Origin of the sequence: Paenibacillus sp. FSL H3-0469, assembly GCF_038051945.1 — a bacterium.
Taxonomy (GTDB): Bacteria; Bacillota; Bacilli; order Paenibacillales; family Paenibacillaceae; genus Paenibacillus_AQ.
Genome location: NZ_CP150302.1, coordinates 247,276 through 274,123 on the forward strand (window position 1 = coordinate 247,276; position 26,848 = coordinate 274,123).

General features: G+C 50.6%; 23 protein-coding genes. 6 read left to right on the plus strand and 17 right to left on the minus strand.

The features are described 5' to 3' along the window. Positions 1 to 50: 50 nt before the first annotated feature. The 5 genes from NSS83_RS01130 to NSS83_RS01150 form a co-directional block, all read right to left on the minus strand. Positions 51 to 974, minus strand: coding sequence for a carbohydrate ABC transporter permease (locus NSS83_RS01130; protein ID WP_036694305.1), 924 nt, complete (start codon positions 972 to 974; stop codon positions 51 to 53). 17 nt (positions 975 to 991) lie between these two features. After that, positions 992 to 1,954 carry an ABC transporter permease subunit gene (locus tag NSS83_RS01135; protein ID WP_051493410.1) on the minus strand — a complete coding sequence of 321 codons (963 nt, stop codon included), beginning with the start codon at positions 1,952 to 1,954 and terminating at the stop codon, positions 992 to 994. A gap of 117 nt (positions 1,955 to 2,071) precedes the next feature. Beyond that, a complete protein-coding gene (locus NSS83_RS01140) occupies positions 2,072 to 3,751 on the minus strand; it encodes an ABC transporter substrate-binding protein (protein ID WP_341186150.1) in 1,680 nt (559 codons plus the stop codon). Positions 3,752 to 3,873: 122 nt separating this feature from the next. Next, the gene (locus NSS83_RS01145) at positions 3,874 to 5,616 is read right to left on the minus strand and encodes a sensor histidine kinase (RefSeq protein WP_341347508.1); all 1,743 of its coding nucleotides are present in this window, start codon (positions 5,614 to 5,616) and stop codon (positions 3,874 to 3,876) included. Between the two features lie 18 nt (positions 5,617 to 5,634). Further along, positions 5,635 to 7,188, minus strand: a complete 1,554-nt coding sequence (locus NSS83_RS01150) for a response regulator (RefSeq protein WP_341186818.1) — start codon at positions 7,186 to 7,188, stop codon at positions 5,635 to 5,637. Between the two features lie 175 nt (positions 7,189 to 7,363). Between NSS83_RS01150 and NSS83_RS01155 the strand changes: the two genes are divergently transcribed. Beyond that, positions 7,364 to 7,501 (plus strand): hypothetical protein, encoded by a 138-nt coding sequence (locus tag NSS83_RS01155; RefSeq protein WP_341347509.1) that lies wholly within the window; start codon positions 7,364 to 7,366, stop codon positions 7,499 to 7,501. A 404-nt stretch (positions 7,502 to 7,905) separates the two neighbouring features. Next, positions 7,906 to 8,091, plus strand: coding sequence for a hypothetical protein (locus tag NSS83_RS01160; RefSeq protein ID WP_341186147.1), 186 nt, complete (start codon positions 7,906 to 7,908; stop codon positions 8,089 to 8,091). Positions 8,092 to 8,199: 108 nt separating this feature from the next. Here NSS83_RS01160 and NSS83_RS01165 read toward each other — a convergent pair whose 3' ends face one another. Together NSS83_RS01165 and NSS83_RS01170 are read right to left on the minus strand one after the other, a co-directional pair. After that, entirely contained in the window at positions 8,200 to 8,568 is a 369-nt protein-coding gene (locus tag NSS83_RS01165; RefSeq protein WP_341186146.1) for a hypothetical protein, read from the minus strand. 39 nt (positions 8,569 to 8,607) lie between these two features. Next, the gene (locus tag NSS83_RS01170; RefSeq protein WP_341186145.1) at positions 8,608 to 9,507 is read right to left on the minus strand and encodes an SUMF1/EgtB/PvdO family nonheme iron enzyme; all 900 of its coding nucleotides are present in this window, start codon (positions 9,505 to 9,507) and stop codon (positions 8,608 to 8,610) included. A 203-nt stretch (positions 9,508 to 9,710) separates the two neighbouring features. Between NSS83_RS01170 and NSS83_RS01175 the strand changes: the two genes are divergently transcribed. Beyond that, complete coding sequence (locus tag NSS83_RS01175; protein WP_341347510.1) at positions 9,711 to 10,979, plus strand: hypothetical protein; 1,269 nt, start codon at positions 9,711 to 9,713, stop codon at positions 10,977 to 10,979. A gap of 81 nt (positions 10,980 to 11,060) precedes the next feature. On the opposite strand, the gene NSS83_RS01180 is transcribed toward NSS83_RS01175, so the two are convergent. The 4 genes from NSS83_RS01180 to NSS83_RS01195 all read right to left on the minus strand — a co-directional run bounded on the left by NSS83_RS01180 (position 11,061) and on the right by NSS83_RS01195 (position 16,770). Next, positions 11,061 to 13,121, minus strand: coding sequence for a methyl-accepting chemotaxis protein (locus NSS83_RS01180; RefSeq protein WP_341347511.1), 2,061 nt, complete (start codon positions 13,119 to 13,121; stop codon positions 11,061 to 11,063). 159 nt (positions 13,122 to 13,280) lie between these two features. Beyond that, on the minus strand, positions 13,281 to 14,027 hold the full coding sequence (locus NSS83_RS01185; RefSeq protein WP_341347512.1) for a (2Fe-2S)-binding protein: 747 nt from the start codon (positions 14,025 to 14,027) through the stop codon (positions 13,281 to 13,283). A 13-nt stretch (positions 14,028 to 14,040) separates the two neighbouring features. Then, positions 14,041 to 15,003: an ABC transporter substrate-binding protein gene (locus tag NSS83_RS01190; protein WP_341347513.1), complete on the minus strand. Its 963-nt coding sequence runs from the start codon at positions 15,001 to 15,003 to the stop codon at positions 14,041 to 14,043. Between the two features lie 120 nt (positions 15,004 to 15,123). After that, complete coding sequence (locus NSS83_RS01195) at positions 15,124 to 16,770, minus strand: helix-turn-helix domain-containing protein (protein WP_341347514.1); 1,647 nt, start codon at positions 16,768 to 16,770, stop codon at positions 15,124 to 15,126. Between the two features lie 165 nt (positions 16,771 to 16,935). Between NSS83_RS01195 and NSS83_RS01200 the strand changes: the two genes are divergently transcribed. Then, a complete protein-coding gene (locus NSS83_RS01200; RefSeq protein ID WP_341347515.1) occupies positions 16,936 to 18,813 on the plus strand; it encodes an ABC transporter substrate-binding protein in 1,878 nt (625 codons plus the stop codon). 53 nt (positions 18,814 to 18,866) lie between these two features. Here the strand turns inward: NSS83_RS01200 and NSS83_RS01205 are convergent, their stop codons facing one another. Together NSS83_RS01205 and NSS83_RS01210 are read right to left on the minus strand one after the other, a co-directional pair. Continuing rightward, positions 18,867 to 19,916 carry a DUF1835 domain-containing protein gene (locus tag NSS83_RS01205; RefSeq protein WP_341347516.1) on the minus strand — a complete coding sequence of 350 codons (1,050 nt, stop codon included), beginning with the start codon at positions 19,914 to 19,916 and terminating at the stop codon, positions 18,867 to 18,869. A gap of 30 nt (positions 19,917 to 19,946) precedes the next feature. Next, on the minus strand, positions 19,947 to 21,050 hold the full coding sequence (locus NSS83_RS01210) for a hypothetical protein (protein ID WP_341347517.1): 1,104 nt from the start codon (positions 21,048 to 21,050) through the stop codon (positions 19,947 to 19,949). Positions 21,051 to 21,557: 507 nt separating this feature from the next. Here NSS83_RS01210 and NSS83_RS01215 point away from each other — a divergent pair. Then, entirely contained in the window at positions 21,558 to 22,472 is a 915-nt protein-coding gene (locus NSS83_RS01215; protein ID WP_341186136.1) for a hypothetical protein, read from the plus strand. A 179-nt stretch (positions 22,473 to 22,651) separates the two neighbouring features. Here the strand turns inward: NSS83_RS01215 and NSS83_RS01220 are convergent, their stop codons facing one another. Both NSS83_RS01220 and NSS83_RS01225 read right to left on the minus strand, forming a co-directional pair. Further along, a complete protein-coding gene (locus NSS83_RS01220; protein WP_341186135.1) occupies positions 22,652 to 23,098 on the minus strand; it encodes an OsmC family protein in 447 nt (148 codons plus the stop codon). Between the two features lie 271 nt (positions 23,099 to 23,369). Beyond that, entirely contained in the window at positions 23,370 to 24,305 is a 936-nt protein-coding gene (locus NSS83_RS01225) for a sulfurtransferase (protein WP_341347518.1), read from the minus strand. Between the two features lie 163 nt (positions 24,306 to 24,468). On the opposite strand from NSS83_RS01225, the gene NSS83_RS01230 reads away from it, so the two are divergent. Next, positions 24,469 to 25,416, plus strand: coding sequence for a phosphotransferase (locus NSS83_RS01230; RefSeq protein ID WP_341186133.1), 948 nt, complete (start codon positions 24,469 to 24,471; stop codon positions 25,414 to 25,416). 13 nt (positions 25,417 to 25,429) lie between these two features. On the opposite strand, the gene NSS83_RS01235 is transcribed toward NSS83_RS01230, so the two are convergent. Together NSS83_RS01235 and NSS83_RS01240 are read right to left on the minus strand one after the other, a co-directional pair. Next, a complete protein-coding gene (locus NSS83_RS01235; RefSeq protein WP_341347519.1) occupies positions 25,430 to 26,365 on the minus strand; it encodes an aminoglycoside phosphotransferase family protein in 936 nt (311 codons plus the stop codon). Between the two features lie 75 nt (positions 26,366 to 26,440). Beyond that, positions 26,441 to 26,827, minus strand: coding sequence for a hypothetical protein (locus NSS83_RS01240; RefSeq protein WP_341186131.1), 387 nt, complete (start codon positions 26,825 to 26,827; stop codon positions 26,441 to 26,443). Between the last annotated feature and the right edge of the window lie 21 nt (positions 26,828 to 26,848).

The following is a 26,848-nucleotide window of genomic DNA, read 5'->3' on the forward strand; positions in this document are numbered from 1 at the left end:
CCCCGGAGGATCGCTTGTTTATTTTAATAGTATTCATTGGATCGTAAGACTTAACCTTTGACCCCGCCGACAACCATCCCTTTGACGAAATACTTCTGCAGGAACGGATAGACGATGATAATCGGCACACTGGCCACAATAGTCATCGTAGCACGGATAGAGGTCGGTGTAACGGTCGATTTGTTGCCCTGCGCGTTCGCAAAGGCATCGGCTGCCGAGGAACTGGACATCGCGGTGTTGGATGTTGACAGCATCTTCATCAGCTCGTATTGCAGCGTACTCAGGCTTGGCGTGGAGGAGTTGTACAGGAAGACGTCAAACCAGGAATTCCACTGATAGACCGCTACGAACAGGGAGACAGTAGCCAGCGCCGGAACGGTCAGCGGAAGCACAATGCGCGAGAAGGTGATGAAGTCGCCTGCGCCGTCGATTTTGGCCGATTCCATCAGTCCCTCAGGCAGTGCCTCAATGAAGGAGCGGATGACGATCATATTAAATACGCCGATGATGCCCGGAATGATATAGACCCAGAAGCTGTTCAGCATGTTCAGCTCTTTGATCAGCAGGTAGCCTGGAATCAGACCGCCGCTGAAGTACATGGTGAAAATAAACGTGACGGACACAAACTTCTTCAGCTTATATTCCGGACGGCTTACCGTATAGGCCAGCATCGCTGTACAGAATACGGAGACCACAGTGCCGATTACCGTCCGTGCTGCAGAGACAAACGTTGAAAAGAAGATGTTGGATTCACTGAATACATACTCGAAGTTGCGCAGTGTCCATTCACGAGGCCAGATATAAATATCACCGCGGACAGAGTCATTCGCTTCATTGAACGATAGAGCAAACATATTCAGGAACGGATAGAGGGTAACAATGACCAAGAGAATCATGAAGATCGTATTGCATATATCGAAGATTCGGTCACCAAGCGATGAATTCCGGTATGAATTGGTTTTGGATTTAGCCATTACTTGTGTCCTCCTTTCTAGTACAATCTGCTTTCGCCCATACGCTTGGCGATATTATTGGCTGCGATCAAGAAGATGAAGCTGACCAGCGTCTTGAACATACCCGCTGCGGTGGCAAGCCCGAAGTTGTTCATCTGCATCCCGTACTTCAGTACGAAGATATCCAGATTCTCCGAGTAGTCGAGGTTCATCCCGTTACCTAACAGGTACTGTGCCTCGAAGCCGGACTCCAGAATATGGCCCAGGTTCATGATCAGAATCAGAACGATAACCGGCTTGATACCCGGCAGGGTAATATAGAACATTCTTTGCAGACGGGATGCCCCGTCAATCTCAGCCGCTTCATATTGAGAAGGGTCGATGGAGGTGATGGCTGCCAGATAGATGATGGTATTCCAGCCGACATTCTTCCAGACTTCCGTAACCCCGAGTATTCCCCAGAAGTACTTGCCTTCGCCCAGCCACAGAATTGGATGATCAATAAGCTGCGCTTTGACCAGCAGCACATTGATGATCCCTTCCGGTGCCAGTGCCATCTGTACAATATTGGCCGCTACGACCCAGGAAATGAAGTAAGGCAGGTAACTGATCGTCTGCACGGTGCGTTTGAAGAACACATTGCGCAGCTCATTCAGCAGTAGGGCCAGTACGATGGCCGTTACAAATCCGAGAACCAGGTTAATGGAGCTCATAACCAGAGTATTACGAAGGACGCGATAGAACTGCTGTTCCTGGAACAGGAATTTGAAATTGTCCCAGCCGACCCACTTCTGGTCGAACAGATCCTTGGCTGGCTTGAATTTCTGAAAAGCAATCGTCCATCCCCATAGCGGGAGGTATTTGAATATAATCACCCATAACAGAAAGGGCAATGACATCAGCATCAGCATTTTCTGTTTAGATAGCTCTTTAAAAAAGGTTTTGAAGCGCGAAGTACCGGTATTATTCGATTTTGCCAACTGCACAGCGGTTTTTCCCACCTGTACCGTCCCCTTTCCAAGCTCCATATTCTCTCTTTGCTAACAAGTGTAGAAGGGAAAAGTGAAGGCAGGCTTCACTTTTCCCGGTTCATCATGCTGCATCTGGGAAGCGGACGCTTACCATTTGCCGTCGATGCGGTCCTTGATCTTGTTAGTCATGAATTCTTCGTAGCCCTTAGCATCGAGCTTGTTGTATTCGGCCAGGTATTCACTCCAGACCTTTTCAAATTGGCCAGGGGCAGCAAGCACCATACGAGGATAGTACTTCTGCTGCAAATCGCCGGCTCTCTGGCTGAAGAGCTGCTCAGGGGAGCCCGGTTCTTTCTCAATACTCCAGGCAGGGTACCATGGACGCTCTACCGGCTCGGCATAGAAGTCGGAGAAGGTCTTCAGGTTGTATTTCTCCAGCAGTGTTTTGTCGCCATCTGTGTAGTTGATCGCTGCAACTTCCGGCTGGTTGAACGGAACGTGGGCGTTGCCGTCATCATACACGGAATTGTCGCCATAACGCGGCCATTCATAATCGAAATAAGCGAAGCCGAATTTACGTTTGAAATCATTGTCGTTGCGGTTTGTCAGCTGTTCTTCGCTCATCACCATACGGCCTTCAGCGTTCTTAGTGTAAGTTTCGCCTTCAATGCCCCACTCGACAAGCTTCTGGTTCTCATCGGTCAGCAGGTTGTCAAAATACTTGATGATGCGGACCGGATCTTTTGCGCTGACAGAGATACCCAGCCCGCGGTTGTTAACGAAGGACGGAGGATCAACATAAGCATCTTTAATGCCTTCGTCAAATACGATAGGAAGGGCAACGTAACGCAGATCGTCGTTACCGGCGGATCTCAGATTGTTCGTGGCGTCGTTGATCTGCCAGGAATAGTTGACATATCCGAGTACACGGCCGGAGGTCAGCTTCGCCAGATACTGGTCTTTGTTCGCTGTGAACGTCTCAGGGTCAACCAGACCCTTGCCGTTCATTTCGTTCAATTTAGCCAGCCAGCGCTTCTCATCTTCGGTTCCCTGGTACAGCTTGGCTTCATGAGACTCCATGTCCACCAGGACGGCGCCTTCATTCGGATAACCGGCCAGATGCATAGGCTGGTTGGTGATGGTGAAGAATTCACCGGCTGTACCGGCGAAAGTAGCGAAGCCGATGGTGTCTTTACCATCCACCTTAGGGTACTTAGCTTGGTATTTCTCAATCAGGTCAAAGTACTGGTCAAGCGTTTTCACTTCCGGGTAACCGAATTCCTTAAGGACGCGTCTCTGCATCCAGAAGGTACTGCTTGGATCTGGCGGCGATAAGTATCCGTTTACATTTGCAGTGAAGGGAAGGATATAGATGTTGCCGTCTTCATTGGTGATCTTGTTCATATAATCGCCGTAGACACGCTTGATGTTAGGGCCATACTTCTCAATCAGATCATTGAGCGGAATGTATGCACCGGCATCGAGCAGCTTGGCGAGCTCGCCGACTGGAGAGATGACATCAGGATAATCGCCTCCGGCAATCATAACCCCGGACTTGGTGCTTCCATCGCCAACTACATATTCCATTTTCCAGTCTACGCCTGTCTGTTCCTGAAGCTTCTTACCGATGGTGGTATCACTGGCCATGGTATCCTTGTTGGCTCCGAAGCCGAAGTAAGTGAACGTTACCGGCTCAGTGCTTACCTCGCCGTCGTTGCCGCTGGCACTGTTCTTGTTCCCGTTGTTGCCGCCCGAGCAGCCGGCAATGAGGAGGGCTGAAGCCATAACAGCAGCCAGTCCGGTTTGCATCCATTTCTTTGTACGCATTTCATATCCCCTTTCTTTACTTTGTGCTATTGAACATCCTCATTATAAAAGAAAGCGTTTAACTTTGTTACAGGGCAAACCTTAGATCAGTCTTTGAATAATTAAGGTATACCCTATATTTATTATTTGTTATCCAGAGGCAACCGCAGCAAAATGCGGGTTCCCGCTCCGGGCTCGCTCGTGATGGAGAAGGTGAACGATTCCCCGTAGGTGATCCTCAGCCGGGTGATTACATTCTTCATCCCGATTGAATCCCCCATGGCGGTCTCATCGTCCAGATAATGCATAAGCTCACTGATTTTCTCCTGGTCCATGCCCACGCCGTTATCTGCAATGACGAAGACAATCTGCCCGTTCTCCTGGGCGATCTGGATATTGATATACCCGATGCCGGCTATATTCTCAATTCCGTGAATACTGGCGTTCTCCACATACGGAAGGAAGGCCATCTTCGGAATTTCAATGTTCAGCAGCGACTGGTCTACCTCGATGTGATATTCAAGCTTGTTGTCGAAGCGGTATTTCTGAATCTCCAGGAAGCTCTCGATTAATTCCAGCTCCTCGCGGATCGTAACGAAGCTGCTCTTCCATGTGATTGATTTGCGGAAAATTTTCGCCATGTTCTGAATCGTCCGCGCCGTCTGGGTCTCACCCTTCATCATACTGCGCATCCGGATCGTCTCCAGCGCATTGAACAGGAAATGAGGGTTGATCTGACTGTGCAGCGCATGCAGCTGGGCCTGCCGCTGCCGGAGTTCCAGCTCCTTCTTCTGTATTTCTGCAACATATACATCATTGATCAGGTTCTCAATGCGTTTACTCATCCGGTTGAACTCAACGGTAAGCTCGCCAATCTCATCCCGCTCCAGGTGGTAGGGGATGAGTCCGAAGTTTTTGTCTTTTACAGACTTCATATGCCTCAGAATGTTCTTAATACGCGTGTGAATAGAACGGGACATGATCATAATTACGATGGTAGGAACCAGGAAGTTAATACCGGCGAACCAGAGGATAAATTGCCCGGATTGTCTGACGTCAGACAAAATAAGGGTCTCATCCAGGACGCCGTAAATCGACCAGCCGCTTAGATAGCGGTTATTCTGGTAGGTTTTGTCGATTACAATGGCCTGCTTAGGCTTGGGAATCTCAGTTGGGGTCAGGGTATGCGCCGCAGTAATCAGCCCGCTGGGCTGACCGCTGGAGAGACGGCCGAAGCGGGCCTGGCCCGACGGGTCAAGAATATAGAAATCACCGCTGAAGCTGGATAAATCCAGAATCTGCCGGATATAGTTCATGTTCAGGTCAATTTTGAGCACATGCTCGTAGGTCTCCAGCCTGCGGTCGGTAAGGCGCTGGATCACGCTGATGCTGTCGGGCGTTACATAGAGATGAGGGTGAGTGTTGCTGAACTTACTGATCTGCTTATACCAGTCCTGCTCGCGCATGCTGTCCTCCAGCTTAATGATATGGGCTGAGGCCAGAACGGTTGGATTGTCGGTCATAATCACCGAGGAGCTCAGCACCTTGTTCTCTTTGTCGGTCCGGTTGAACAGATTCGATATGGCGTTCAGCGACTCCACATAGCGGTCTGTTGAAGCATAGGTGGTATTCAGATGCTGGATCAGCTGCCGGTCAATAGAGTAGAGGTAGGACATGCCTGCAGCATCTTCAATGACGGTCCTCAGCTCAGCCTGCAGCAGATTCATCGCCTGCTCGGCATCCGCGGTCTTCTGATTCTTGATATTGGCGGTGGTCACCTGATAGAACATTACATTGGTCAGGATGATCGGGATGAACACGCATACAATGTAGATGACAATCAGCTTGCTTCTAAGCTTCATATGATTCAGACGGAAGTTGAACACGGCAGGGAGCCTCCTTATTTACTGCCCAATCATCATATTGCGATAATCGGTTGGCGTCATATTCTCAAGCTTTTCAAACTGGGTGGCAAAATAATCCGCATTCTGGAAGCCGACCAGCTCCGCGATTTCGTACATCCGCTTCTTGGTTTGCCGCAGCAGGCGTTTGGCCTCCTCAATCCGCAGGGTCAGCAGGTATTCATTGAAATACACTCCGTAGGTTTTGCGGAATAACTGTCCAAGATAGACAGGGTTCATATCGAAATCGGCGGCAATACCCTTGAGGTAGATATTTTCACGGTAATGCCCGTCGATGTATTTTTTGATTTTTTCAATATTGCCCTCGCTCTTGCCGCCGCGCTTCTCTGCGATATATTCTGCGGCTTCGGCGATAAACTGCTGGAATATCTGCTTCAGCTGATTCAGATTTCGGTACTTCAGCGGCCAGTTGAGCAGCTCATGCATCCATTGCAGCGTATTCTCGTCACCTTCGAGCTGCCGGATAATATTAATGATGGCAATCATGCTGCGCCGGATCGTGTTCGTCACCGCTCCGGGGGCGAAGTGGCGCTCTTGGAACAGGGTGAAGATAGCGTCCACAGTTGAGCTGTAACCCTTGTTGTCATTGGCTTCGACCTCGTAAATCAGCTTGCTGTGCAATCCTTCATCGATGTCGAAATAGTATAAGGGCAGCTCCAGCAGCTCGTCCGCCATATAAATGCCTTCGAAGCCGGCGGCAAAACGGTACTGGAGGCATTGCTCGGCACTGGTCCCGGAGTCTGCAATCTGCTTGAGATGGCTTACCGTCCGGCCAACGAACAAAGCGATGCTTGTTCCAAGCTCCCGCTCCAGTGCATCCAGCATTGTGCGGTAGCCTCCCCACGGGGATGGATTAGGATCATCGGCCCAATGGCCGGGCACGATCACCCCGTATTGATTGTTAGTGCGTACATGAAGGAGCAGAGTCTGAGCCTCTTGGCGGAAATAACGCAGCAGCGAGTCCTTCAGTGCAGGCAGGTAATCGACTTCTCCGGCGGGGAGCTGATCCTGCATTTCTGCGATGAGATACGTATAGGAAGAGGTGAGAGGAAGCTCCAGCGCGTAGGCGATCCGCCCCATGACCTGATCATCAGGTTCTGTCTGCAGCAGGCTTTCGATGACCGTCTCAACCAGAGGCTTTTCACGGGTAATGGAGAGGAGCTGTTTCTTGTTCAGTATATGGGCGATTTTGCTGAGCGCAACCGCAAGCTCCTGTTCGTCAACCGGCTTGAGGATATAATCGGACACATTGTACCGGAAGGCTTGCTGGGCATAGGAGAAGTCGGCATATCCGCTCAAAATAATAAAAATCGGCTCCTGCACAAGCTCCGTCTTCACTTTCTTGATCAGTTCCAGCCCGTCCAGCACTGGCATACGGATATCGGCAATCACCAGCTCCGGGTTCAATTGTTCAATCAGGGTAAGCGCTTGCTCCCCATTCTCGGCTTCACCGCAAATTTCGAATTGCGGCGAGCATTCGCTTAAGATCCGGATCAAGCCCTTCCGCACAAAAACTTCATCATCTACAATCAGCACCTTATACAATGGACTTCCTCCTTGGGGTTATTCTGGATTGCTTGGTCCTGTTCCATCCTCGGTCAAGCCGCAGTGTGATCATTATAAGCTAATTTCCTGACAGAATTCGAGTGGAAACGACTTTTTATTCTAGCACCTGCTGGAAAATCTCTTCAACACGAAGAGCCTGCATCGTTTGACACAGGTTGTTCGGTATTGTATTTTCCGCTATGCGCTTAGTTTATTTGTCATTCTGCAGGAGATGCGGGGGCAGCGGATGCTGATGCTGCACCAGCTCGGCTGCCCGGGTCTGAACATTCGCCAGTTCAGCTGAATATTCATCCGTCCACAGATCTCCCCTGGCCAGACGTTCCTTCAATTCGCAAATACAATGCGCCAGAGCGAGGTGTGCGGGCCGACTGAGCAAGGTGTACGTGGTGCTATTCTAATGATATCCTGCCGTATATGGGAGCATCCGTCCGAATGTTTACGAACCCTGTCTGCTGAGTTAGTCTCTTCTAAGCTCAGTACGGCTCACCCTGTGTAAGCCCGGCTGCTCCGCATTGGGTGAGCCGGTTCTTTCCCGTATAATAGTAGACGTTACGCCGGAAGTCATATTTGAGCGTACCCCGGCGTATGAACTCTAAGCATCAGGAAGGGAATGAAGAAACGTTGACTTATACGAAACTGTTGGAACGAAAAGGGGAAATTCTCAAGCGAACCGTGGAAACCTGGATCATGAAAGAGAATCGTGACGGGCTGGACCGTCAAGAAGCCCATATCTACAGGAATATGGTCAAGGAGCTTCATCAGAATGAGCAGGAACTGAATGTGGCGCGTGTGGAGGAACTGGATAAGAGCCCGGATTCGGACACGGATGGAGCAGCTTCCGCGCAGAGAGAGCTTGTATCGCAGGGTGTGTGAAACCGACAGCGAGAAAAGTTGTGTTTATACTAACTAATATAATGGAAAAAGCCGTCCGGAATTCGCGTTAGCGAAGCGGGCGGCTTTTCGCTGTGAATAAACTTCATGTCAAGGCAGCTTGATCCGGTAACAGCTTGCAGCAGTCACTTCAGTGCCCTTGGTCGTAGCGAAAGTATAGTGATCGCTGAAGGAGAAACGAATTCCGCTGCGAGTCACCCAATTACCGCTCACAGCAGCGATTTTGCCGTGGGAGATGGCGTGTTCAATCGTCAGCGCAGTGAGCTCTGGAACTGATGCTGACTTCTGGAGAACGGCAGATAACGGATAATGTTCACTGCCTACAAGTTCTACAGTAGAATTGTCGGTAAGCAGATGGCTTAATGTCTTGGTATCTCCAGTAATAAGAGCAACTGCTAAATCCTCAGCCAGCTTGTTCTTCGGTGAATTTCCGCACATGCCGCTTAATTGAATTTCCATAGCTTGTGTGCCTCCTTTGACAGTGTTTGAGCGAATGGCCTACAGCCTCACAACCCGCCGGTACACCAGGCAATCCAGCAGATCCTCCCATTCCAGCTCGCTCTCATAAGGGTCGCGGAAAGCAGTGGCGGTTGGGAGATACCCGAGAGCAACGCCCTGGCCGCCGTGCAGATTGCAGCCGCCGTCGCCGCCTTTACCTGTGATGCCGCCCTCAGTGAGGACCAGTTCCTTCTTATAGGGATCGCCGGGGAAACATAGCCCAAACCCATTCGGCTGCTCCAGCGGATACGGGTCGGAAGTATTGCCCTCAGCTGCTCGGGATACATGCCTGAGACGCATGGATTCGTCAATCTCGTCACCCCATGGGAACAGCGTCCGGGCGCCTGCGCCGTACAGATACTCCCATTCATCCTCAGTCGGCAGGGCGAAGCCCTCTGGCAGCTCCGCTTCGGACCATTCCTCGAACGATTCGCTGTCGTCGAACAGGAACACTACGACCTGATCACCTTCCCGTTCCAGCCGGAAATACTGGGAGTACTCATAGCTGGTGTGCGGCCCCTGCCGGAATTCCTCGATAGCCTGAAGGACATCCTCGTCCTCTTCCGGGTCCAGCCGGTCCAGCGGACACTCATACCAGCCTGCCGAAGCAGGCTGGCGCTGCACGAGCAATGGCCCGATCACAGCTTCGCGGACGGGAGACATCTCCGCATACATATGTAACTCTGAACGGCCCAGGGTCACCGAGCCGCCAGGCACGTACACATATTCACTGCCCTCGTACTTGAATACCCCTGTTTCCAGTGACTGGCCGTAACGTTCGAACCTCTCTAACCGCAGCCATTTGAAGCCGGCGGGCAACCGCTTAATCAGCTCTTGCATCGCGGTTTGCTTCTCTTCTACCGTTAATTGCCCCCACCCGGCACGGTCCCATGCTACCATATCATCCTCTCCTCCCGGGAATCGGCATTATCAGCCTCTTTACTGTCATTGTAATGGACAGCCCGGGTACTGGCAAACCCGACGGGAATGCTGCCGGGCACACCTGTTAGATAGCATCCATTTATAACCTGTCCTTATTGTCTGCGTGGTCATATAATAATTCAGGTTGGAACATTAATACATAGACAAAGAGGGATAGAAGTATGAATTCAATTCGACTCAAAATCTTCACAGGAGCATTTGCGCTTCTGCTGGCGGCACAGGTACTGCTTCCCGGGCGCTCATCGGCAGCAAAAGTCATTGAACAGCTCCCCAAGCCGGAATGGAGCTATACGCTGCCGGAGGGCCAAACCTTCTGGGGCACCATAGACAGCTTACAGAGCAGCAAGCGGTTATTCGTTCCAATGGTCAAGACAGTCACCGTCTCACCAGCCAAGACGAAGTCTTCCGGTATGCTGTACGCATCCATTGACCGCGTTTACGGTTCTAACAACTGGGTCTATGACTACTCCGACATGGCCAACGACAAGCCGTTTACCGCCCATCGTTTCTTTACGGCCAGTAACGGCTACAGCTATTTCTATAAAATGTGGGGCGGCAAACCCTATGATCTTACCGTTGTTGATCCGAACGGCAAACGGAAATGGACCAAAACCATAACCGGGTCCTATTCGCCGGTGGTGCTGGATAACGGGAATATTGTGATTCTAACCTTGGTTAGCGGCAATGTAGCTTCTCGTGGTATCACCGAGTACAATCAGGACGGGAAGGAGGTACGCAAGCTTAAGCTGACCGGCAAATGGGCCGCAGGGATGCTAGAAGTGCTTCCAAACGGGTATGTGGTGCATACTGAGTACGATAAAAATAAAGTTAGCGTATACCGGAGCCTGGGCGCTCTGACGAAACCGCTGGCTGCCTACACTGCTCCCAAAGCGTTGAGCGATCCTTACTTCCAGGTGCAGCTGCTCAGCGGCGGGTCTTTCCTGATCCAGATGAGTAGTAGGGATACATGGCTGCTACTTGGCTATGATGCGGGGGGCATCAAGAAGTGGGTCCGTCCCTTGAACAAAGCGGATCAAATCAATACGACAGGAAACAACTACCTGATTAAGAGCGACAACGTCTACAGACTGTACAGCAAAGACAACCAATTGCTTGGCAAGCAGCAGATCGGTGAAGCCGGGAACCGCGAATGGTACTACAGGATAACGCCATCGGGTGAGATTACGGTCGAGAAGCAGTACCAATGGCAGGAGCGTCCGGCTGTGATTGATCTTGAGACCTTTGAGGGAGATATAGCGAAGGAAGATTTCTATGTGCTGGACCCGGCCAACCTGCAGATTAAATATCATCTCTCCACAAGCTGGCATGACTACGAAACCGGGCATAATTACATTTATGCGGGAGGCGGCGAGCTGTACATTACGAGGAGCTATGCGCCTAAGACCATAAGCAAATATATGTTAAAATAGGACCGAGCCGAGCATATGCCTCCGAATGATAAAAACAACGCCAAGTGGGACGTCCACTTGGCGTTGTTTTGGCATATTCCGCTACTCCAGCTTGAACTGCCTCAGCTCTTCCTCCAGCTTCTGCGAGATTTCGCTCAGCTCTCTGGACAGTTCAGCGACCTGCTCAATACTGCCTAGCTGTTCTTGCGTGTTGGCGCTAACCTCTTCAGTGGAGGCGGAATTCTCCTCGGTAGTGGACGAGATGACCTCAATCGCCTGCAGAATCTCATCCTTGTGCTTGTGGACAATCGAAGTGTTATTGCTGATCTGCAGCATCCGTACCTTAAGCTCCTCCAGGTCGCTGTTCAAGCTGAAGAAGACCTGCTTCGCATTCTCGACAGATTTGGCATTCTCCTCCGCAATCGTAAGGTTAAGCGTAGTGTGTTCTACGGACAGACTTGTTTTTTCTTCAATGGCGCTGACCTTCTTGTAAATTTCCTCGGTAGCGCGGGCTGTTTGCTCGGCAAGCTTACGTACTTCACCGGCCACCACGGCGAACCCTCTGCCATGCTCACCTGCGCGCGCCGCTTCAATGGAAGCATTAAGGGCGAGCAGATTGGTCTGCGTCGCTATTTGATTCACTGTGCCTACAATACCCGAAATCTCATGACGGCTCAGATCAATATCCTCAATGAGCGATGACATCGCCTGTGTAGATCGGTGATTGTCTTCTGCAGCTTTGGAGAGCTGCTCCACCAAGTCAAGACCGGAACTGCTGAGCTCTGCTGAGTTCTGCACCATGGTTCCTACAGTCTGGGCATCACTGGTAATTTCGTCAATTTGATCCGACAATGCACCGGTTTTGTGAAGAATGCTCTCGGATTCAGCGGACTGGTAGTTGGTAGCATTCGCAATTTCATTGATGGCCGTAGCCGTTTCGTTCATGGTTATCGCAGTTTTGGTAGAGATGGCTTGCAGGTTGTGGGAGGATTGGGCCAACACCTGAGTCGTATTATGGATCACCTGAATCATGCCCTGAATCTTCTGGACCATGCCCGCGATGCCATGAGCAATCTGTCCGATTTCATTGCGAGAGGCGTCACTCAGCTGAACAGTCAGGTCTCCGTCTGCAATCCGTTTGATAGCGGCCAGCAGTTTTGGAATGGAACGTAACAGGTAGCGCAGTGTGAGATAACAGATGAACACCAGGACCAAAGCGGCGACAGCAAAACCGGTGATGGTCGTCCGGGTGAAGGATGTCAGTTCGCTAAGCGCCTCTTGCCGGGTAATGGTTAAGCCTACAGACCATCCGGTATCCTTGCTGGTGGCATAGCCGATATAACGGGGGGCACCATTATCATCAATGAGCGATACGCCAGATTCGCCGTTAATCATTTTTTTGCCGATGGCCCCGAGATCGCCAGGACTGTCTGTAATTTTCTCCTTCAGCACTTTGGCTTTATCCGGGTGGTAGAGAATATCGCCTGAGCGGGTAGCCAGAATGGAGAACCCGGTGCTTCCCAAGGAATAGCTCTGCATGATTTGCGGGATGTCGTCGAAGGCAATATCTGCGGCAATGAAGCCGATCATTTGGCTGCTCTCATTCAGAATCGGATAGAAAATGCCCATCAGCATTTTGCCGCTAATGACGTCGGCGTAAGGTTCAGAATAATAGAGACCCTTGGATTCGGATACGGGCTTGAAGTAGGGGCGGGCGCGGATATCGAAGTCTGATTTAGAGGTCAGACCGTCATTTTGGAGAAAATATCCCTTCCCGGATAACCCGGCCACCCAGGCATCGGCGAAGGAGGGCTCTGACTTTACAATGTCCGCCAGTGTAGCGAGTGCTTCTGCGGCGTGGGGGGAGGTGGTGATTTGCTCTGGTGTAGTGCTCTCAATATATTTTTGGAAAATCGAGTTGGTAGCCATTTGTTTGACCAGTGAGCCCTTCTCCTTAAACAAAGCATCGAATTGGCTGACAATTCCCTGCGTCTTGGTCATCAGCATCGACTCTTGCTGGCTGACCAGAATGCTTCGGGTGCTGGAATAGAAGAAGGTACCCAGAATCGAGAAGACGACAAGAATAATGACGAGCAGTACAATGGCCAATGTGTTGGCAATGCTGGTTGAACGGACTGGCCGTTTTTGAATGAGCAGTGACATAGGTCATCTCCCGGATACGTATTAGAGCAAAGGCTCTTAGGTAATATGTCGGAATTTGGCGGATGTTCTTGTAGAGTGAAGCAGGTTGATTTTCATGAAAAAAACCGGATGGGAAAATGATCCCAATCCGGTGTGGAATTTTATAAGAGTAGTGTCAGGTTAAATGATGGGGCATCCGCCGCAATAGCCATGATCCGCTCTGAGCTTATAAGCCAGACAGCAGGTTGCCTTAACAGATATCGTATGGTGCGGCGGGTCGGGGTCCGTTCTGAATTTCGGGGTGATCCGCAGCGGATTGCTGCGAAGTCCGAATACCTCCGGTGTCAGCTCCCAGAGGGCAGCTTGGAATTGCCCGTGGATCAGGTTGCGATGGCATTCACTGGGAGCGTCAAGAGCATCCTCTTCGATAAAAGTATACAACTGATTATAGACATGCTTCCACAGCATCACCGCTTTGGTCTGTGAAGCCTCGGCAAGCGCGGCAATAACCGGTCGGACAACGCTGCTGTAGAACATGCCAAGCTCGCCGGATAATTCTTTTCCATCCCCATCCTGGTCATAGGTCCCATTTCCCTGATCGTGGATAAGAAAGGCGAATTCGGGATACCCCTCCGTGCGGATGAGCTGCACAGACAGGTTATTCAGCCGCAAGGCATGAGCCAGCGGGTCTGCGGCTGCGAGCAGTGCGTATTTGGCTCCGCAGATCCCGGCGACCCATGTGCAGAAGATGGCTGCAGCGATACGCTTATCCTCTGTCCCGAGCATGGAAGCATAAGTGGTAAGCAGATATTCAGCTTGTGCAGGGCTGCATAATTCGGTCAGCGGTATAGTAGCCACTGCGTTCTCAACAGCTTCGGGGCGGATGTAGTAACGCTCAGCCCCCTGGAGTCTGTCAGTGTCACCCATCTGAAGTCCCCCTTTATTTGGAGTTGCCTTCAAAGGCCTGAAGCACCGCATCCACCGCATAACGGTTAGCCATTGGAGACATCCCCAAGTTGAACCAGTCCTTGCCGGCCATGGTGTAGACCTGATTCTTTTTGACCGCAGTCATGTTCTTCCATAATGGACTCTTCAGCAGATCGTCATAGGTTTTCTTCACCCCGGCATCATCCTCGTTATTCAACTGGAGGAAGATGTGATCGGGATTATACTCCGGCAGCTTCTCCAGCGAGATCGATAAGGAAGGATCTTTAGCCGGGAAATTCGGGATCATCTCCAGCCCAAGCGTAGTGTGAAGGAATTTTCCGCGGTCAATCTGATCTCCGTAAAGAACGAAGCTGCCCGGCATAACCATCATGTACATCACCGTTTCATTACCCACCAGGTCATCCAGCTTCTGCTTGGCTTCTGCTTCCTGAGCCTCCAGATCCTTGATTACCTTCTCTGCAAGCTCCGTCTTGCCGAGCACTCCGGCGATATCCTTCAGCTCATCGCGCCAGTCATCGCGCTGCGGCAGCAGAACCGTCGGAGCGATCCCCGACAACTGGTCGTAATCCTTAGCCGACCACCATGTAGGAGCGAGGATCAGATCGGGATTGGCAGAGAGGATCATTTCGAAATTCGGGGTCTGGGCAATGCCCATCTTCAGCGTATCCTTGAACGGCTCCTGCAGATAGGTTGGGAACTCCTCCTGGTAGTTCTGCACAGCAACGGGAGTAACGCCTAAGGCCTGCAGGAATTCCGGGTAGACCACAGACAATCCAATCACTCTGGCCGGGTGGGCAGGGATCTTAATCTCGCCTTTCTCACTGTTGACTGTCCGGTAATCAGCTTCGGAGTCTGCGGCTACCTTGGCCTGTCCACTGTTGTTAGAGCAAGCTGTCATTACCAATATCAACGCTATCGCCATGCAGAACACCATTCTTTGTCTCATCTGTCGCATATCTTCAATAACCTCCTGAGTATCAATACCTGTCTTCTCACCTGAGAGTGAGAATCAATATCACTGTTAGGAGTATAAAACAATCCGTCTGATTCGACTATTGACTATCACGCCAATATTTCATGTCCGATTACGCCAGAGTGTCAGTGCGGAGTCGAGAGCCAGCTCTTGGGTGAACGAGTTATACTCTGTCCAAGGGTAGGGAGGGAGGTGGCCAATACGTGAAAACCATGCGGGATCAGGGGGCAGCAAGGACGCTCTGTCCCGGAATTTAGACCAGACGGCCTGCGAAGCAGCATCCTCATCCACAATGAACAGCAGCTTGTCCGCATCTGACGACCATAGCTCCTCCGGGGTTATGGTCTGATTACTTAGCTTACGGTCCACAACGGACGCCGGGATAAAATGCAGATCATCGTAGAACACCTCAGCTAAGCTTCGGGTAGACAGCACGGTGATGGATTGAGCGGATATACGGACAAGGAGCAGCTTGCCCATAGCGGGTCCTTGGCCCAATTTTACCCGGATGCTCTTGGCCTTACGCTCATAGTTATTCAGCCATGCCGCTGCTTCCGGCGCCCTGCCCACGCATTCTCCAATGAAGTGTAATTGCGAGCGCCAATCCGTCTGGAGCGGAGACACGAGGAACGTGGGAGCAATTGCCTGGAGCTGCGGGAGCATCCACCGGCTTACCGAAGTCTCCAGCCCGAGAATGTAATCAGGACGGAGAAGAGTAAGCTGCTCTATCCATAGAGTATCCTCCCGGGCAAGCGGCAGCACCGCATCCGTCTCATATTTTCGCCGGTAATATTCAGCCCAGGGATGGTCCGCAGGAGCCGCGCAGGGAATAATATTCAGGGTCAGCAGCGCCCCGGTGAGGCTGCCATGACAAACTGCGATTTTGAGCTTGGCATTGCGCATGAAGGTGGCCGGTGCGACCCCGGTAATCTGCTTGAATTTGCGCCGGAAGTAAGGAACATCCTTGTAACCCACATAAGCCGCAATATCCTTCAGCTCATAATTCGTCTGCGGAAGCATCAGGCTCCTGGCTTGTCTGATCCGGTATTCGGTCAAGTACTCGATTGCGCTGAGACCATAGGTCTGCTTGAATAGCCGGATGAAATGCCTGACGCTGGTGCCTGCTTCAGCAGCAAGCAGACTGATGGACAGCTCTTCACGGTAATGCTGCTCTATATAGAGCTTAGCCCGCTCCATGGCAGTATCGGTATCGGTGGGCTGCATTTGTCCGGCACTGCTCAGCAGACTGTGCAGCAGCTCATAGAACCGGCTCTGGGCAAGCAGACGCTGCAAGGGGGCCGGGCTTCCCATATAACCGCTGATCAACTCACAAAGTTTGCTGTATGTAATCGTTGACTGAATGGCTATGTTTCCGCTCAGAGGGAAGGGGAGATGAAGCTCCGCCGGGCGGGTAGGTTGCTGTTCTTCTGATATACTATGCTGGCTATACACATCAAACCGCAGGGTGTAAACACTTTGTTCAGCTGTGTCCTCCATTGAAGCCTCGATTAATTGCCCCGGCAGACAGACGAACACACATCCCGCCTTCAGCTCGCAGTATTTACCGTCCACCGTGATGGAGCCCTGGCCCGCAATGGGAATTAGCAGCATGTACGATTCCACAAATTGCAGCCGCAGCGGCCACTCTCCCCCTGGATTACGGCCATGCATAATACTCCGAAGCCTGAACCACATCTGATCTAGCTCTCCAAAGGCTTTCGAAGGCGGGAGGCTATTCTTATCGTTCATTTGTTGCACCGCCTTTCTGCTATGTGCAGCTTAATTTCATGGAATTTATTATAGCTCACTTGGCAGACAGATCCTATTTGCAGAGCTACATTGTTGTAACTGATAATGGTTATCAATTATAATAATAGAAATGTACAGTGAACGGATAGCCAGGGGGAAGTTGATGTGAGACTTGGACAGGAAGACAGCATTCGGGCATGGAACCATGTACCGGTTAGAATCATGGATATCCGTCATGTAAACATGAGGCCGGGAGAGCAGCTAAGGTACGTTTTTCCGTCAAGTGTGTTTGTACTCACCAATCAGGGGGAGGCTGAGGTTCGGTTCGACGGGGACGGGCACACTCCAGAGTATGCGCATGTTATTCATGGCGGGAAGGGAGCCGTTCTGGAAATTGCATGTCTGGAGCAGACATTCGACTATTATCTCATCCTGTACAAACCGTGGACAGACACTCCCTTCACAGAAGCGGGAGGGGACAGACCTAGTCCTTTTCAGCAAAAATATACCTTCCAGGGGAGAGACCCATGGGTGATTCTGTCCCTGCTGGAGCGTATGCATCAGCTATGGAAGAGCGGCGGAGAGCTGGAACGGATGCAGGTGACCGGGCTGTTCTATCAGTTCGTAGCCGAGCAATTCCGTCAGCTTGCGCTGGCGGGGGAGCAGGAGCCGGAGACAGATCTGGCTGAGCAGATCGCCCGTTATATCAGGGAATTCTATCACCAGGCCCTGTCCATGAGCACAATGGCGGAGTTGTTTCATTACAGCACCCATCATTTGGTGAGGGTGTTTAAGCGCAAGTATCACTGCAGCCCAATGGAATATGTGAGCCGGACCCGGATGCAGCACGCCAGAAGCCTGCTGGCCGGGACAGATGCGCCGATCCGCGATGTGGCTGAACGTGTGGGATATACGGATTTCTATTATTTTAGCAGACTGTTCAAAAAGGTGTTCAGAGAGACTCCGGCACAGTTCAAAATGCACGCCCCGCTTCTGAAAGGTTCAAATCCTACCAAAGAAATGCCGGAATCGTTCATTGCTCCCCGTAAGGAAGCACGCTATATTGATATCGATGATAATCATTATCAATACAGAAGATGGAGTGTGAATGATTTGAAAGTTAGCCATAAGCCCATGTTTGCGATATCCCTCTTGATCAGCTTGTCTGTGATGCTTGCAGGCTGCGGGGGCGGAGATATGAATGCTGCTGAAGACAAGCCCAATAAGGTATTTACTGATGGCTTCGGCAGAAAGGTAGAGATTCCGGCGGAGCCCGCGCAGGTTGTGGCACTCGCATACGGCGGGTATATGCTTCCGCTTGGACTGAAGCCGGCAGGTGTCAACCAGGAGACACTGGATCAATACAAGGAAGAGATGGCAGATGTGGAGAATGTCGGAGCAGGCGTAGGCAGTGTGGAAGCGATCTCTGCATTGATGCCCGATCTGATTATTATACCGGATTATCTGGGGCAGGATGTCATTGAGACGTATGAGAAGATTGCTCCGACCGTAGCAGTAGCCTGGGGCGGTGACCCGGATGTGGTGAACACACTACGGACCATGGGCGAGATTATGGGCAAGCAGGACGAAGCGGAGAAGTGGATTGCCGCATTTGATAAGAAGCTGCAAGGCATCCGGGATACCATCAATGTGAAGCTTGATGAAGGTACTACCGCCATCTCCTTCGTAATCCATAAAGGGGAAGTGCTGCTTGGAGGCGAGGGTGGCACCTTAGGCAAGCTGATCTATCAGGATTTCGGCTTTACCATGCCTGAACAATTCAAGCAGTATGCTGACGGGGGAACGGTACTGTCAATGGAGATGCTGGTGGACAAGCCGGCGGATTACTTTTTCACGCAGATGACCGATGAAGAGCTGGCTGCCATGCGGGAGCTGTTCAAGGAGCCGGTCTATCAGAGCATACCTGCGGTGAAGAACAACCGGATTATCAACGTCTCACGCGACAACTGGAACAATGGGCCTTATACGGTGGAGCGGGGCGTGGATGCACTGATTGAGCAGGTGTCGAAGCTGCAGGAGTAGGCGGTATGGAGGAATTAGCTGAATAGGCAGCCGAAGACTTCGGCTGCTTCTTCTCAGGGTGCTATAGTTTTCTTACGCGTGCCGAGTTTAACAGAGAACTGATGCAAGGCTCTTGGCAGTCCGCAAAACTCTAAAACTCCTTGGTTAACTAAGCTCCAAATTCTATTGGTAATAAATGGACACCCTACGAATTGGTGCGAAGTATCAAATATTCTAGCGACTACACTCCCCGCGTTAATAAAGCCATTCTCATCTTGTTCTTGCTCTAGTTCAATGACGGAACTAATGATCATTTCGTCCAGTGCAGATTCCTCAGCGCCTTTCACAGAACGCTCCTTCCACAAACGGAGCACATGATTCTCACTTGAGAGCATTAGCCATTCTGATTCATACCGTCTTCTTTGACTAGGATCAAGAGGAACACCTTCATAATATTTTTTAACGATGATCTGAAAATGTTCTCTATCGATTAAACTACTCCAATAAGGTTTGAATTCTTCTTTGTTATGATTGCCTATAGTATTAAAGAGCTCTGTCACATTAACAACATTAACCGGCTGTTTCCGGTCTCTTAACAAATGCATTACGAAACGTAAGCCTGTTTGATCATGTGCGTTATCCGCGCACCAAATGACAATGGTTTTATTTTCGGGAATATTCTTTACAGCCTCTACTATTCTATCAAGCTGATGCTCGGGGTTATAGCTGACGTTTTCATCGTTTTCCGTCAACCAAACTAACCTATTCTGCTGTCCAGTTTCCGTATCCAAGTTAGTTATGGGTCCAACTGAGAACAATTCATTGAATGCCAAGACTTGGCAAAGCTCCCGCTTGCCGATTTTACTTAGCGCTACTTTTAATGAACCTGCATCAGAGAGACTGAAAACAAGATAAACATATTGTTGGAGTTCATCTATTTGCCGTTTATGGTTGTGAACCGCCTCAATATGATTTTGCACGATAGTAAGGAGTCCTTCTGCTAACTTTCTTTCTTCCATACTGCCGTTCGTTTGATAATGATCTACTGTTTTTAATAAGTTGTAAAAGAAAAACCGCAGGTCATTTCCATCTAATTGATGTAGACGATCGTAGAGCGTCTCCATTGATTTCCTCCTCACAAGGCTACTCAAGCCCTACACACAGCGCCACGCTTCAAGTCTTCCCTCACTGATACGCAGGAACAGATCGGCTTGCCTATGATACAAGTCTGGTTGAACCGGAAATTCATACATCTGCGGCTGCAGATCCGGCAGGTTCCAGCAATATAGGGGCAAACCGGTTCCCCAGGCGAATAGTCTGCCGGAATATGATGCAGCCAACTGTGCCTGTGGGTGTATAAATACATCTTCCGTATTGGAACTCATGATAAAATTAGGCAGGTCTGTCAGGACAAGCTCTCTGCTCTTTTGGGCCGCATTGTAGACCAGAATGGCTGGACGAATTCCTTCTTCCTGCCAATCTTCTTCATCTACCATCTCTCTATCGATCTGCCCCCATACCGCCAGCCGTTCGTTATCCAGCCATACCATTGGCAGATCCCAATCAATCAGCGGGGTCCAGATCGCGTTCAACTGCTCGCCTCCTCCCGTTGCAGGTTTATTCTGAGCCCCATTCGAGAGTTTCCATACCCGGGTGATGCCGGTCGGCGACCATGCCCATCCGGTTTCCGCGATGTAAGTATGATCTGGAGAGACATGAAGCTGCCCGTGAAAATAGTCCAAATCGTCTTCCTGCACATCAGAGCTTGCTTCGGTAAGGCTTATATCAGCAGCAACTGGCCCGGCTTCAGGCAGAACAACAGTAAGCTCCAGCCGGTTCCAATCCACACCGTGAATAAGAACCAAGTCCTGTCCGCGTTCAGCAAAAGCAAGCGGATAGGTGGATACGCTGAAATGATAGGTTCCCCGGCTTAGGTCCAGCAGCGTATGACCGGTTTTCAGAGAGACCACGGTGGCATAACGTCCGAACCGGTTGCTCACAGCGGCTGCTTGTCCGCAGGGGCTAATGACTAGCTGCACCGGATGCTCCGGATGAAAGTCTGGCAGATGAATATCCGCCACAGCGGTGGTACAGCCGGATATGAGATCAATTTGCCATAGCTGCAGGTGCTCGTTCAGAGCGATTAACCGGGGCTGTGAGTTCTCCCGGGTTCTTGACGGCTGCGGCAGTTCGCGGATCACAAGCAGCTTGCCGGGATCGGGTTGAAGCGGAGGATAGGTACAGCGCTGAATCTCCATCGTCTAACTCCTTTACATACCAAAATACACTGCCATAGGCATTGCCTGCCCCCCAGGTTAGGCAATTTAAGATGCCTCGGGCAGCGGTCTCCAAGCCTTAGGTTTCTTGTGCCGTAGCTACCGGATTTTCCTCATAACTAATCCAGTCACTCCAGCTGTCGTGAAACGTAATAGTGCATTATACATAGTATAAAACATTTACTGTATGACACATAGTCTTGTTGTTCATTTTGGAGGAGAGAAAACAGTAAACAATGTTGTTAACGTCATTATAAGAAATGGCATTGGCACAGATGCCAGTTATATGAACTCTTCACCTATATTATCCCAGCACAAAGAGCCCGCGCAAATGCGGGCACTTTACTTTTACTATTCTTTAATCTATCGTAGTAACACGTTTCAATTCACGGCAAACCTTTTTGGGACGGACTCCAGTATTAATTTACAAGCATCCTCGCGTGATGGATAATTTCAGTAATATTCTAGATAGAAAAGGTGAATCTCGATATGAATCCATTTAAGAGAAAAGTCAATGTTCCTTACGTCAAATTCCGTAAAGCCAACATCCTCCGAAACGACTCTACCCAGCATGACTGGCAGCACTGGGGGGGCTACCGGGATCAGATCCGGCAAGTTCTGGAGCAAACTCTGGAGCATAACCGCTGCGGGCGCGGGCATATTTTATTACTCGGAGCAGGGAACGGAAACGATGTGCCCATCTCGTACATCGAGTCTATATTTGAACGGATCACGATCGTCGATATTGATGGAAAAGCGCTTGACCGCTTTCTGGCCAAGTCGGCGCACCCGGAAAAATACGAACTAGCAATCATTGATCTGACCGGAGTAGGAACGGAAGTGTCTTCGCTGGATGATTTGAAAGAAAAGGTTGACGATTTACGGCCAAGCGTGGATTTCTCGCCGCTGCACCCTCCTTTTGACGTGGTCATGAATTTATGCTTCACGACGCAGCTCATCTCAGCTTTTTTTTACCGGAAGAAAAATAAGGTTGCCCATACGCCAGAATTCAGCGCTCAGCTGGATCGACTGCTTGAACGGATTCATATCAATATCTTTGAATCTTTGCGGGGCCTTCTGGCATCGGACGGGGTGATTGTCCATTTAACCGATACTCTGCTGCTGCAGCACATGAAAACAACCGGCTATACCAGCCCGGCTACTTTTAAGACGCTGGAGCTGACGGGAGGTAATCTCCGTGAAAACTTGGACTTGATTTACGAGCATCTGCCGGAGCTGGCTAAACTAGGCTTGTGTCTTCCGGGGGCATTTGTCCACGTTCATCCGCAAATTATGCGGCTCTATAAAGTTGAATTAAGGTTTTCGCTGCTGTGGGAGTTCGTCCATGACGAATACGAAGACAGGGATTACATTGTGAGCGCACATGTGCTGACCAAGCTGTAGTGAAAGGTACCGGACCGGTCTTAGGTGGGACTGACGAATGGGGAGTGGGGGCTGCTAACCCGGAACGTTTGCAAGTTGTTGGCGGAAAGCCCAAAGAGGGCCGGGAAAGATCACTTCCTCCTAACCTTTTCCAGCCCCCAAGCCCGCGTCCGACGCGGCTTCCCGGTTCTTATCGGCGCTTAGCTTTCGATGATAATGCTGTCCAGCTTGAGATTAACCGGATATGCGAGGGTATCTCCAACTGGACATTTGCTTTCCAGGAATCGTACAAATTCTTCAACCTGTTCTTTGGGCGAATCTGTTTTGATTCGGAATGTATACCGAATGTCAGAATAGCCCGGACGTACCTCCGACCTGTTAAAAAAACCATCCAGGTCAAGATCGCCTTCTACATCCACGAAGAAATCCTTGAGGTTCACGCCGAATTTAGGCGCATACACTCTGGCCACGATAGACTGACATGCTCCCAGCGAGGCCAACAAAGCTTCGACCGGATTCATTCCGGTATCGGTTCCGCCCAAGCTTTTGGGCTCGTCGATAATAAACTCAAAGCTTCGGGATGTTACTTTCACTTGGACTCCGTCTTGCAAATGCGCAGATGCTTTAAAGGTTTGGAGAGCGGCCATTTTTTAAGTCTCCTTTTGAAGTTTAGTTTATAATGAATTAAATCATACTAATCCGCTGTGATTATTTTAGATTAGACACGGCTCATTGTCAATCTTCAAATTACTAACTTGTATATCTCGGGAACCGCGCGGGGACTTGTGATTTATTACTTTCTTAGGGATCTTGTTTGCAGGCTGTTGAGCGAAAATGCCAAAAAAGGGCCGTGAGCAGCCTGCCTCCCGGCAACCTGACACAGCCCCAAAACCCGCGTCCGGCGCGGTCTATCAGCTTTTACTCGTCTCCCGCCGCCACCGGATTCTCCTCATAACTAATCCAGTCACTCCAACTCCCCGCATACAGCCGCACATTCTTAAATCCAGCCTTCTCAAGGGCCAGGATGTTCGGGCAGGCGGTTACGCCGGAGCCGCAGTAGACGATGATCTCGCGGTCTTTATCCAGTCCGGCAAAATGCTCCGCAAGTTCATCGGCGCTCTTGAAGCTGCCGTCTGCATTCTGCGTATCTTTCCAGAAAAAGTTGAGCGCGCCAGGGATATGCCCCGCCTTCTTGTCCAAGGTCTCGTTAAGACCGCGATAGCGGTCATTCGCGCGGGAGTCGATCAGAACCGGTAGAGCGCCAGGTGAGGATGATACACCAGTGCCATCATTTGTCTGGACCTCAGTTGGTGCATCCGTGCCGTCAATAGCGCCAGCACTTGTGCCGGCACGTACCGTTTGCTCCGAAACCTCCCGCACCTCATCAACCCCCGCCAGCATCTGCGGCTGGACATTTGCTACGAACGAGCTGGGCACGCGAACCGGCTGATGATCCGTCACCGGATAATTGCCCTCTTTCCACTGGCTGAAGCCGCCCTCCAGAATGAAGACCTGCTCATGCCCGAGGTAGCGCAGCAGCCACCACAGACGGGCGGCATTCATGCCGTTCTCATCATCGTAGGCCACAATACGCGAGTGGTTGCCGATTCCGAGCTTGGATAGCCGGGATGCCAGCACTTGCGTGTCGGGAAGAGGGTGTCGTCCGCCATGCCCGCCTACAGGAGCAGACAGGTCGAGTTCCAAATCGAGATAGACCGCGCCTGGAATATGCTCTTTATTATAACGTTCTTTGCCCTCCTGAGGCTTGCCCAAGGTGAACCGGCAGTCTACGATGGTCTGTTCCGGTTCATAGAGTCTGGAGAGCAGCCAGCGTTTGGTTACGGTTGAATCCACATGCATCCCATCCTTTACAAGGTTCAAGTATGATATGGAGTTATTATAGCTGATTATTGCATCTCCGCATAACCGCTCCGCCAGTCTAAGCATTTGACACGGTCCTGATCTGATTCTACAATGGCTGGATACATAACCTATTCGTCGAAAGGGGCATAAGCCTATGGAGGCCATCGTGAGTCAGGTCTGGCCTGAATGGAAGGGGACCTTGCGCAAACGGAGCGGGGGCTGGAATAACACCACTTATTTCGTGGAGGGCGGGGAGCGCCGCGCGGTACTGCGGATCTACGACACACATAAGGACAGGAACAAAATAGAATTCGAGCATACGGTCCTCCTGAAGCTGGCCGGTGCAGGTCTGCCGTTCAGTACACCTCTTCCGATCCGTACTGCAAGTGGAGAGACCTTGGTTCAGCTCGAAGACAGCGGGAAATTCGCCTGCTTGTTTGCTTATATTGAAGGCGAATCCCCGTCCGGACAAGCTTCGGATTATTATGAGTCTTTTGGAGAAGCGGCAGGCAACTTGTCCGTTGCACTAGCTGAGATAGATACGGGCATCCCGGCCGTATACCGTCCATACTATGAGCTGCGGACCTCCTATCCGCTGTGCACCCGTGAAGCGCTGCATGGTCTGTTGACAGACCCGCCTGAGTCTCTGAAGGAGCTGATCCCGGAGTTGACCCTATTAGTGGAGGCCTACGACAATGTGGCTGACTCGCTGGAACAGCTTCAGAGCCTGCCGCATCAGCTGGTGCACGGAGATCTGAATGCTTCCAACCTGCTGGTGGATGGAGCGGATACTACCCGGGTGAAGGCGCTGCTGGATTTTGAATTTTGCACCAGGGATGTACGGGTTATGGATGCTGCTGTAATTCTGTCGGCCTTGCTCAGTTATGAGGAATCGGAGAGGATCATTCGTGATTTCTGGAGGGGTTATAATCGCATGGTCACGTTGACTCCCGAAGAACTGGCGGCTATTCCGGTGCTTATGCTCCTGCGTAAGATAGATGTGTTCCTGCATTTTGTCACCCGTTACTGGGAAGGGACCGATGAGGTAAATGTCCTGCAGCAGCAGGTGAGGGAGCTGGCGGCAGAGGTAGCTGCGATGTAGGCGGGAAGCTTCCTTACAGGAAAAGCTGCTGATTATGTATTCTATTCATAAGCTCTCTGCCTGATCGGACGACCTCAGGTTGATGATGGTGAGTACCCCAGCAGATATCGCCGAGGGCCATTTTGATGCAGCATATTTGTATTTCAGCAGTTTGGTTCTTAAGCACTTCAGGTCCATATCCTGCAAAATAGGCATCTCTGGCAGACGGATGATCTATGAAATATCTGGCGAACAGAATGGAGAAGTTGTCCACGGCCAGCCCCCATAACATATTCTCGAAGTCGATCATTCCCGTCAAAATCCCCTGGTCATTCACCAGCCAGTTGCCTGGCGTAGAGTCCCAGCTTATAGGCACAGGTGCGCTATGCCGTAGGATATGAACATTCTGAAGTGCCCAGTCGGTTAAACTTAATTCATCGGCTTGCACCAGCCCCTCATTAACACACTGAGAAGTTAAATCCTGAATGGTATCGGCAACATACTGCACCGGGTCAGCGTTGTGACTTAGCTCTATCGGGTTTCCGTATTGATCGGGGCGGCCAAACCATTGGCCTGCCTGTGAAAGGTGCAGAATCTTTGTTAATTCACCAGCCTTATAAAAAGCAGCATCAGCAGCACTCGGGCTTAGTGCTGTCTCTCTCATAATGGACCCGTCGATTGCAGTAATTAGTATGGCCTGCCACCCCTCACCCTCGTAAGCAGCGACTAACTCAGGCACATATGGCTTCAAGTAACAAACCCAATGACGGTATGCATAGACTTCCGGGTGCCATCTCTGTTTGCGGCTGTATGTTTTTAAGTAATAATAGTTAGAGTCCTGATCGGAGTACAGCTTCCAAACCCCGGTTCTCGCACTATTCTGCCTGTAATTCTCCAAGACCTGAAAGGGGCCAATGTCGGACTGAACCCGCCCGTACAACGCTGATGGATGGATATCCAATGGATTCATGTTCTGCTGGTCCTCCTTGTGTCATGCTAGGTTTCACAGGATATACTACCGTCCAGGTGATGTGGTCTGAAGATCCTATTGAATTTGATTAGCTAAGTCTATAAAGGCGGAAACCTCTAATTTATCAGTGTGGATTGGATCTAGATTTCCGTTGATATAATATACAAATCGCGCCAAAAAGCCGTTCTCCTCTTCCCACCAGATGGATTGAGTAGTTTCGTCTTCGTCATAGTATGCTTCTTTTCCATTATCAAGTTCTAAGCGTTGCTTGCCTTGAATAGAAATTTTCTCCGGTGCACTCATATCCTTACTTAGGATGTATCTTATTTCTTGCAGGGTCTGCTTGTTTTTATAATGAAAAACATACTGTTGAAGCACATTAGGGTTATCCACTGCGATTTCAGTACGAACGTCATCGATCTCAAACGGAAAAAGATGTGGTTCTTTGAAGCTGTAATTCATGTTTATGTTTCGTTCTCCGGT

Coding starts and splice junctions, on each gene's coding strand:
- NSS83_RS01205 (WP_341347516.1), bottom strand. CDS start 19,916: ATGGAGACGCTCTACGATCGTCTACATCAATTAGATGGAAATGACCTG.
- NSS83_RS01240 (WP_341186131.1), bottom strand. CDS start 26,827: ATGAATTACAGCTTCAAAGAACCACATCTTTTTCCGTTTGAGATCGAT.
- NSS83_RS01210 (WP_341347517.1), bottom strand. CDS start 21,050: ATGGAGATTCAGCGCTGTACCTATCCTCCGCTTCAACCCGATCCCGGC.
- NSS83_RS01230 (WP_341186133.1), top strand. CDS start 24,469: ATGGAGGCCATCGTGAGTCAGGTCTGGCCTGAATGGAAGGGGACCTTG.
- NSS83_RS01160 (WP_341186147.1), top strand. CDS start 7,906: ATGAAAGAGAATCGTGACGGGCTGGACCGTCAAGAAGCCCATATCTAC.
- NSS83_RS01185 (WP_341347512.1), bottom strand. CDS start 14,027: ATGGGTGACACTGACAGACTCCAGGGGGCTGAGCGTTACTACATCCGC.
- NSS83_RS01175 (WP_341347510.1), top strand. CDS start 9,711: ATGAATTCAATTCGACTCAAAATCTTCACAGGAGCATTTGCGCTTCTG.
- NSS83_RS01130 (WP_036694305.1), bottom strand. CDS start 974: ATGGCTAAATCCAAAACCAATTCATACCGGAATTCATCGCTTGGTGAC.
- NSS83_RS01215 (WP_341186136.1), top strand. CDS start 21,558: ATGAATCCATTTAAGAGAAAAGTCAATGTTCCTTACGTCAAATTCCGT.
- NSS83_RS01220 (WP_341186135.1), bottom strand. CDS start 23,098: ATGGCCGCTCTCCAAACCTTTAAAGCATCTGCGCATTTGCAAGACGGA.
- NSS83_RS01165 (WP_341186146.1), bottom strand. CDS start 8,568: ATGGAAATTCAATTAAGCGGCATGTGCGGAAATTCACCGAAGAACAAG.
- NSS83_RS01195 (WP_341347514.1), bottom strand. CDS start 16,770: ATGAACGATAAGAATAGCCTCCCGCCTTCGAAAGCCTTTGGAGAGCTA.
- NSS83_RS01170 (WP_341186145.1), bottom strand. CDS start 9,507: ATGGTAGCATGGGACCGTGCCGGGTGGGGGCAATTAACGGTAGAAGAG.
- NSS83_RS01140 (WP_341186150.1), bottom strand. CDS start 3,751: ATGCGTACAAAGAAATGGATGCAAACCGGACTGGCTGCTGTTATGGCT.
- NSS83_RS01190 (WP_341347513.1), bottom strand. CDS start 15,003: ATGCGACAGATGAGACAAAGAATGGTGTTCTGCATGGCGATAGCGTTG.
- NSS83_RS01180 (WP_341347511.1), bottom strand. CDS start 13,121: ATGTCACTGCTCATTCAAAAACGGCCAGTCCGTTCAACCAGCATTGCC.
- NSS83_RS01235 (WP_341347519.1), bottom strand. CDS start 26,365: ATGAATCCATTGGATATCCATCCATCAGCGTTGTACGGGCGGGTTCAG.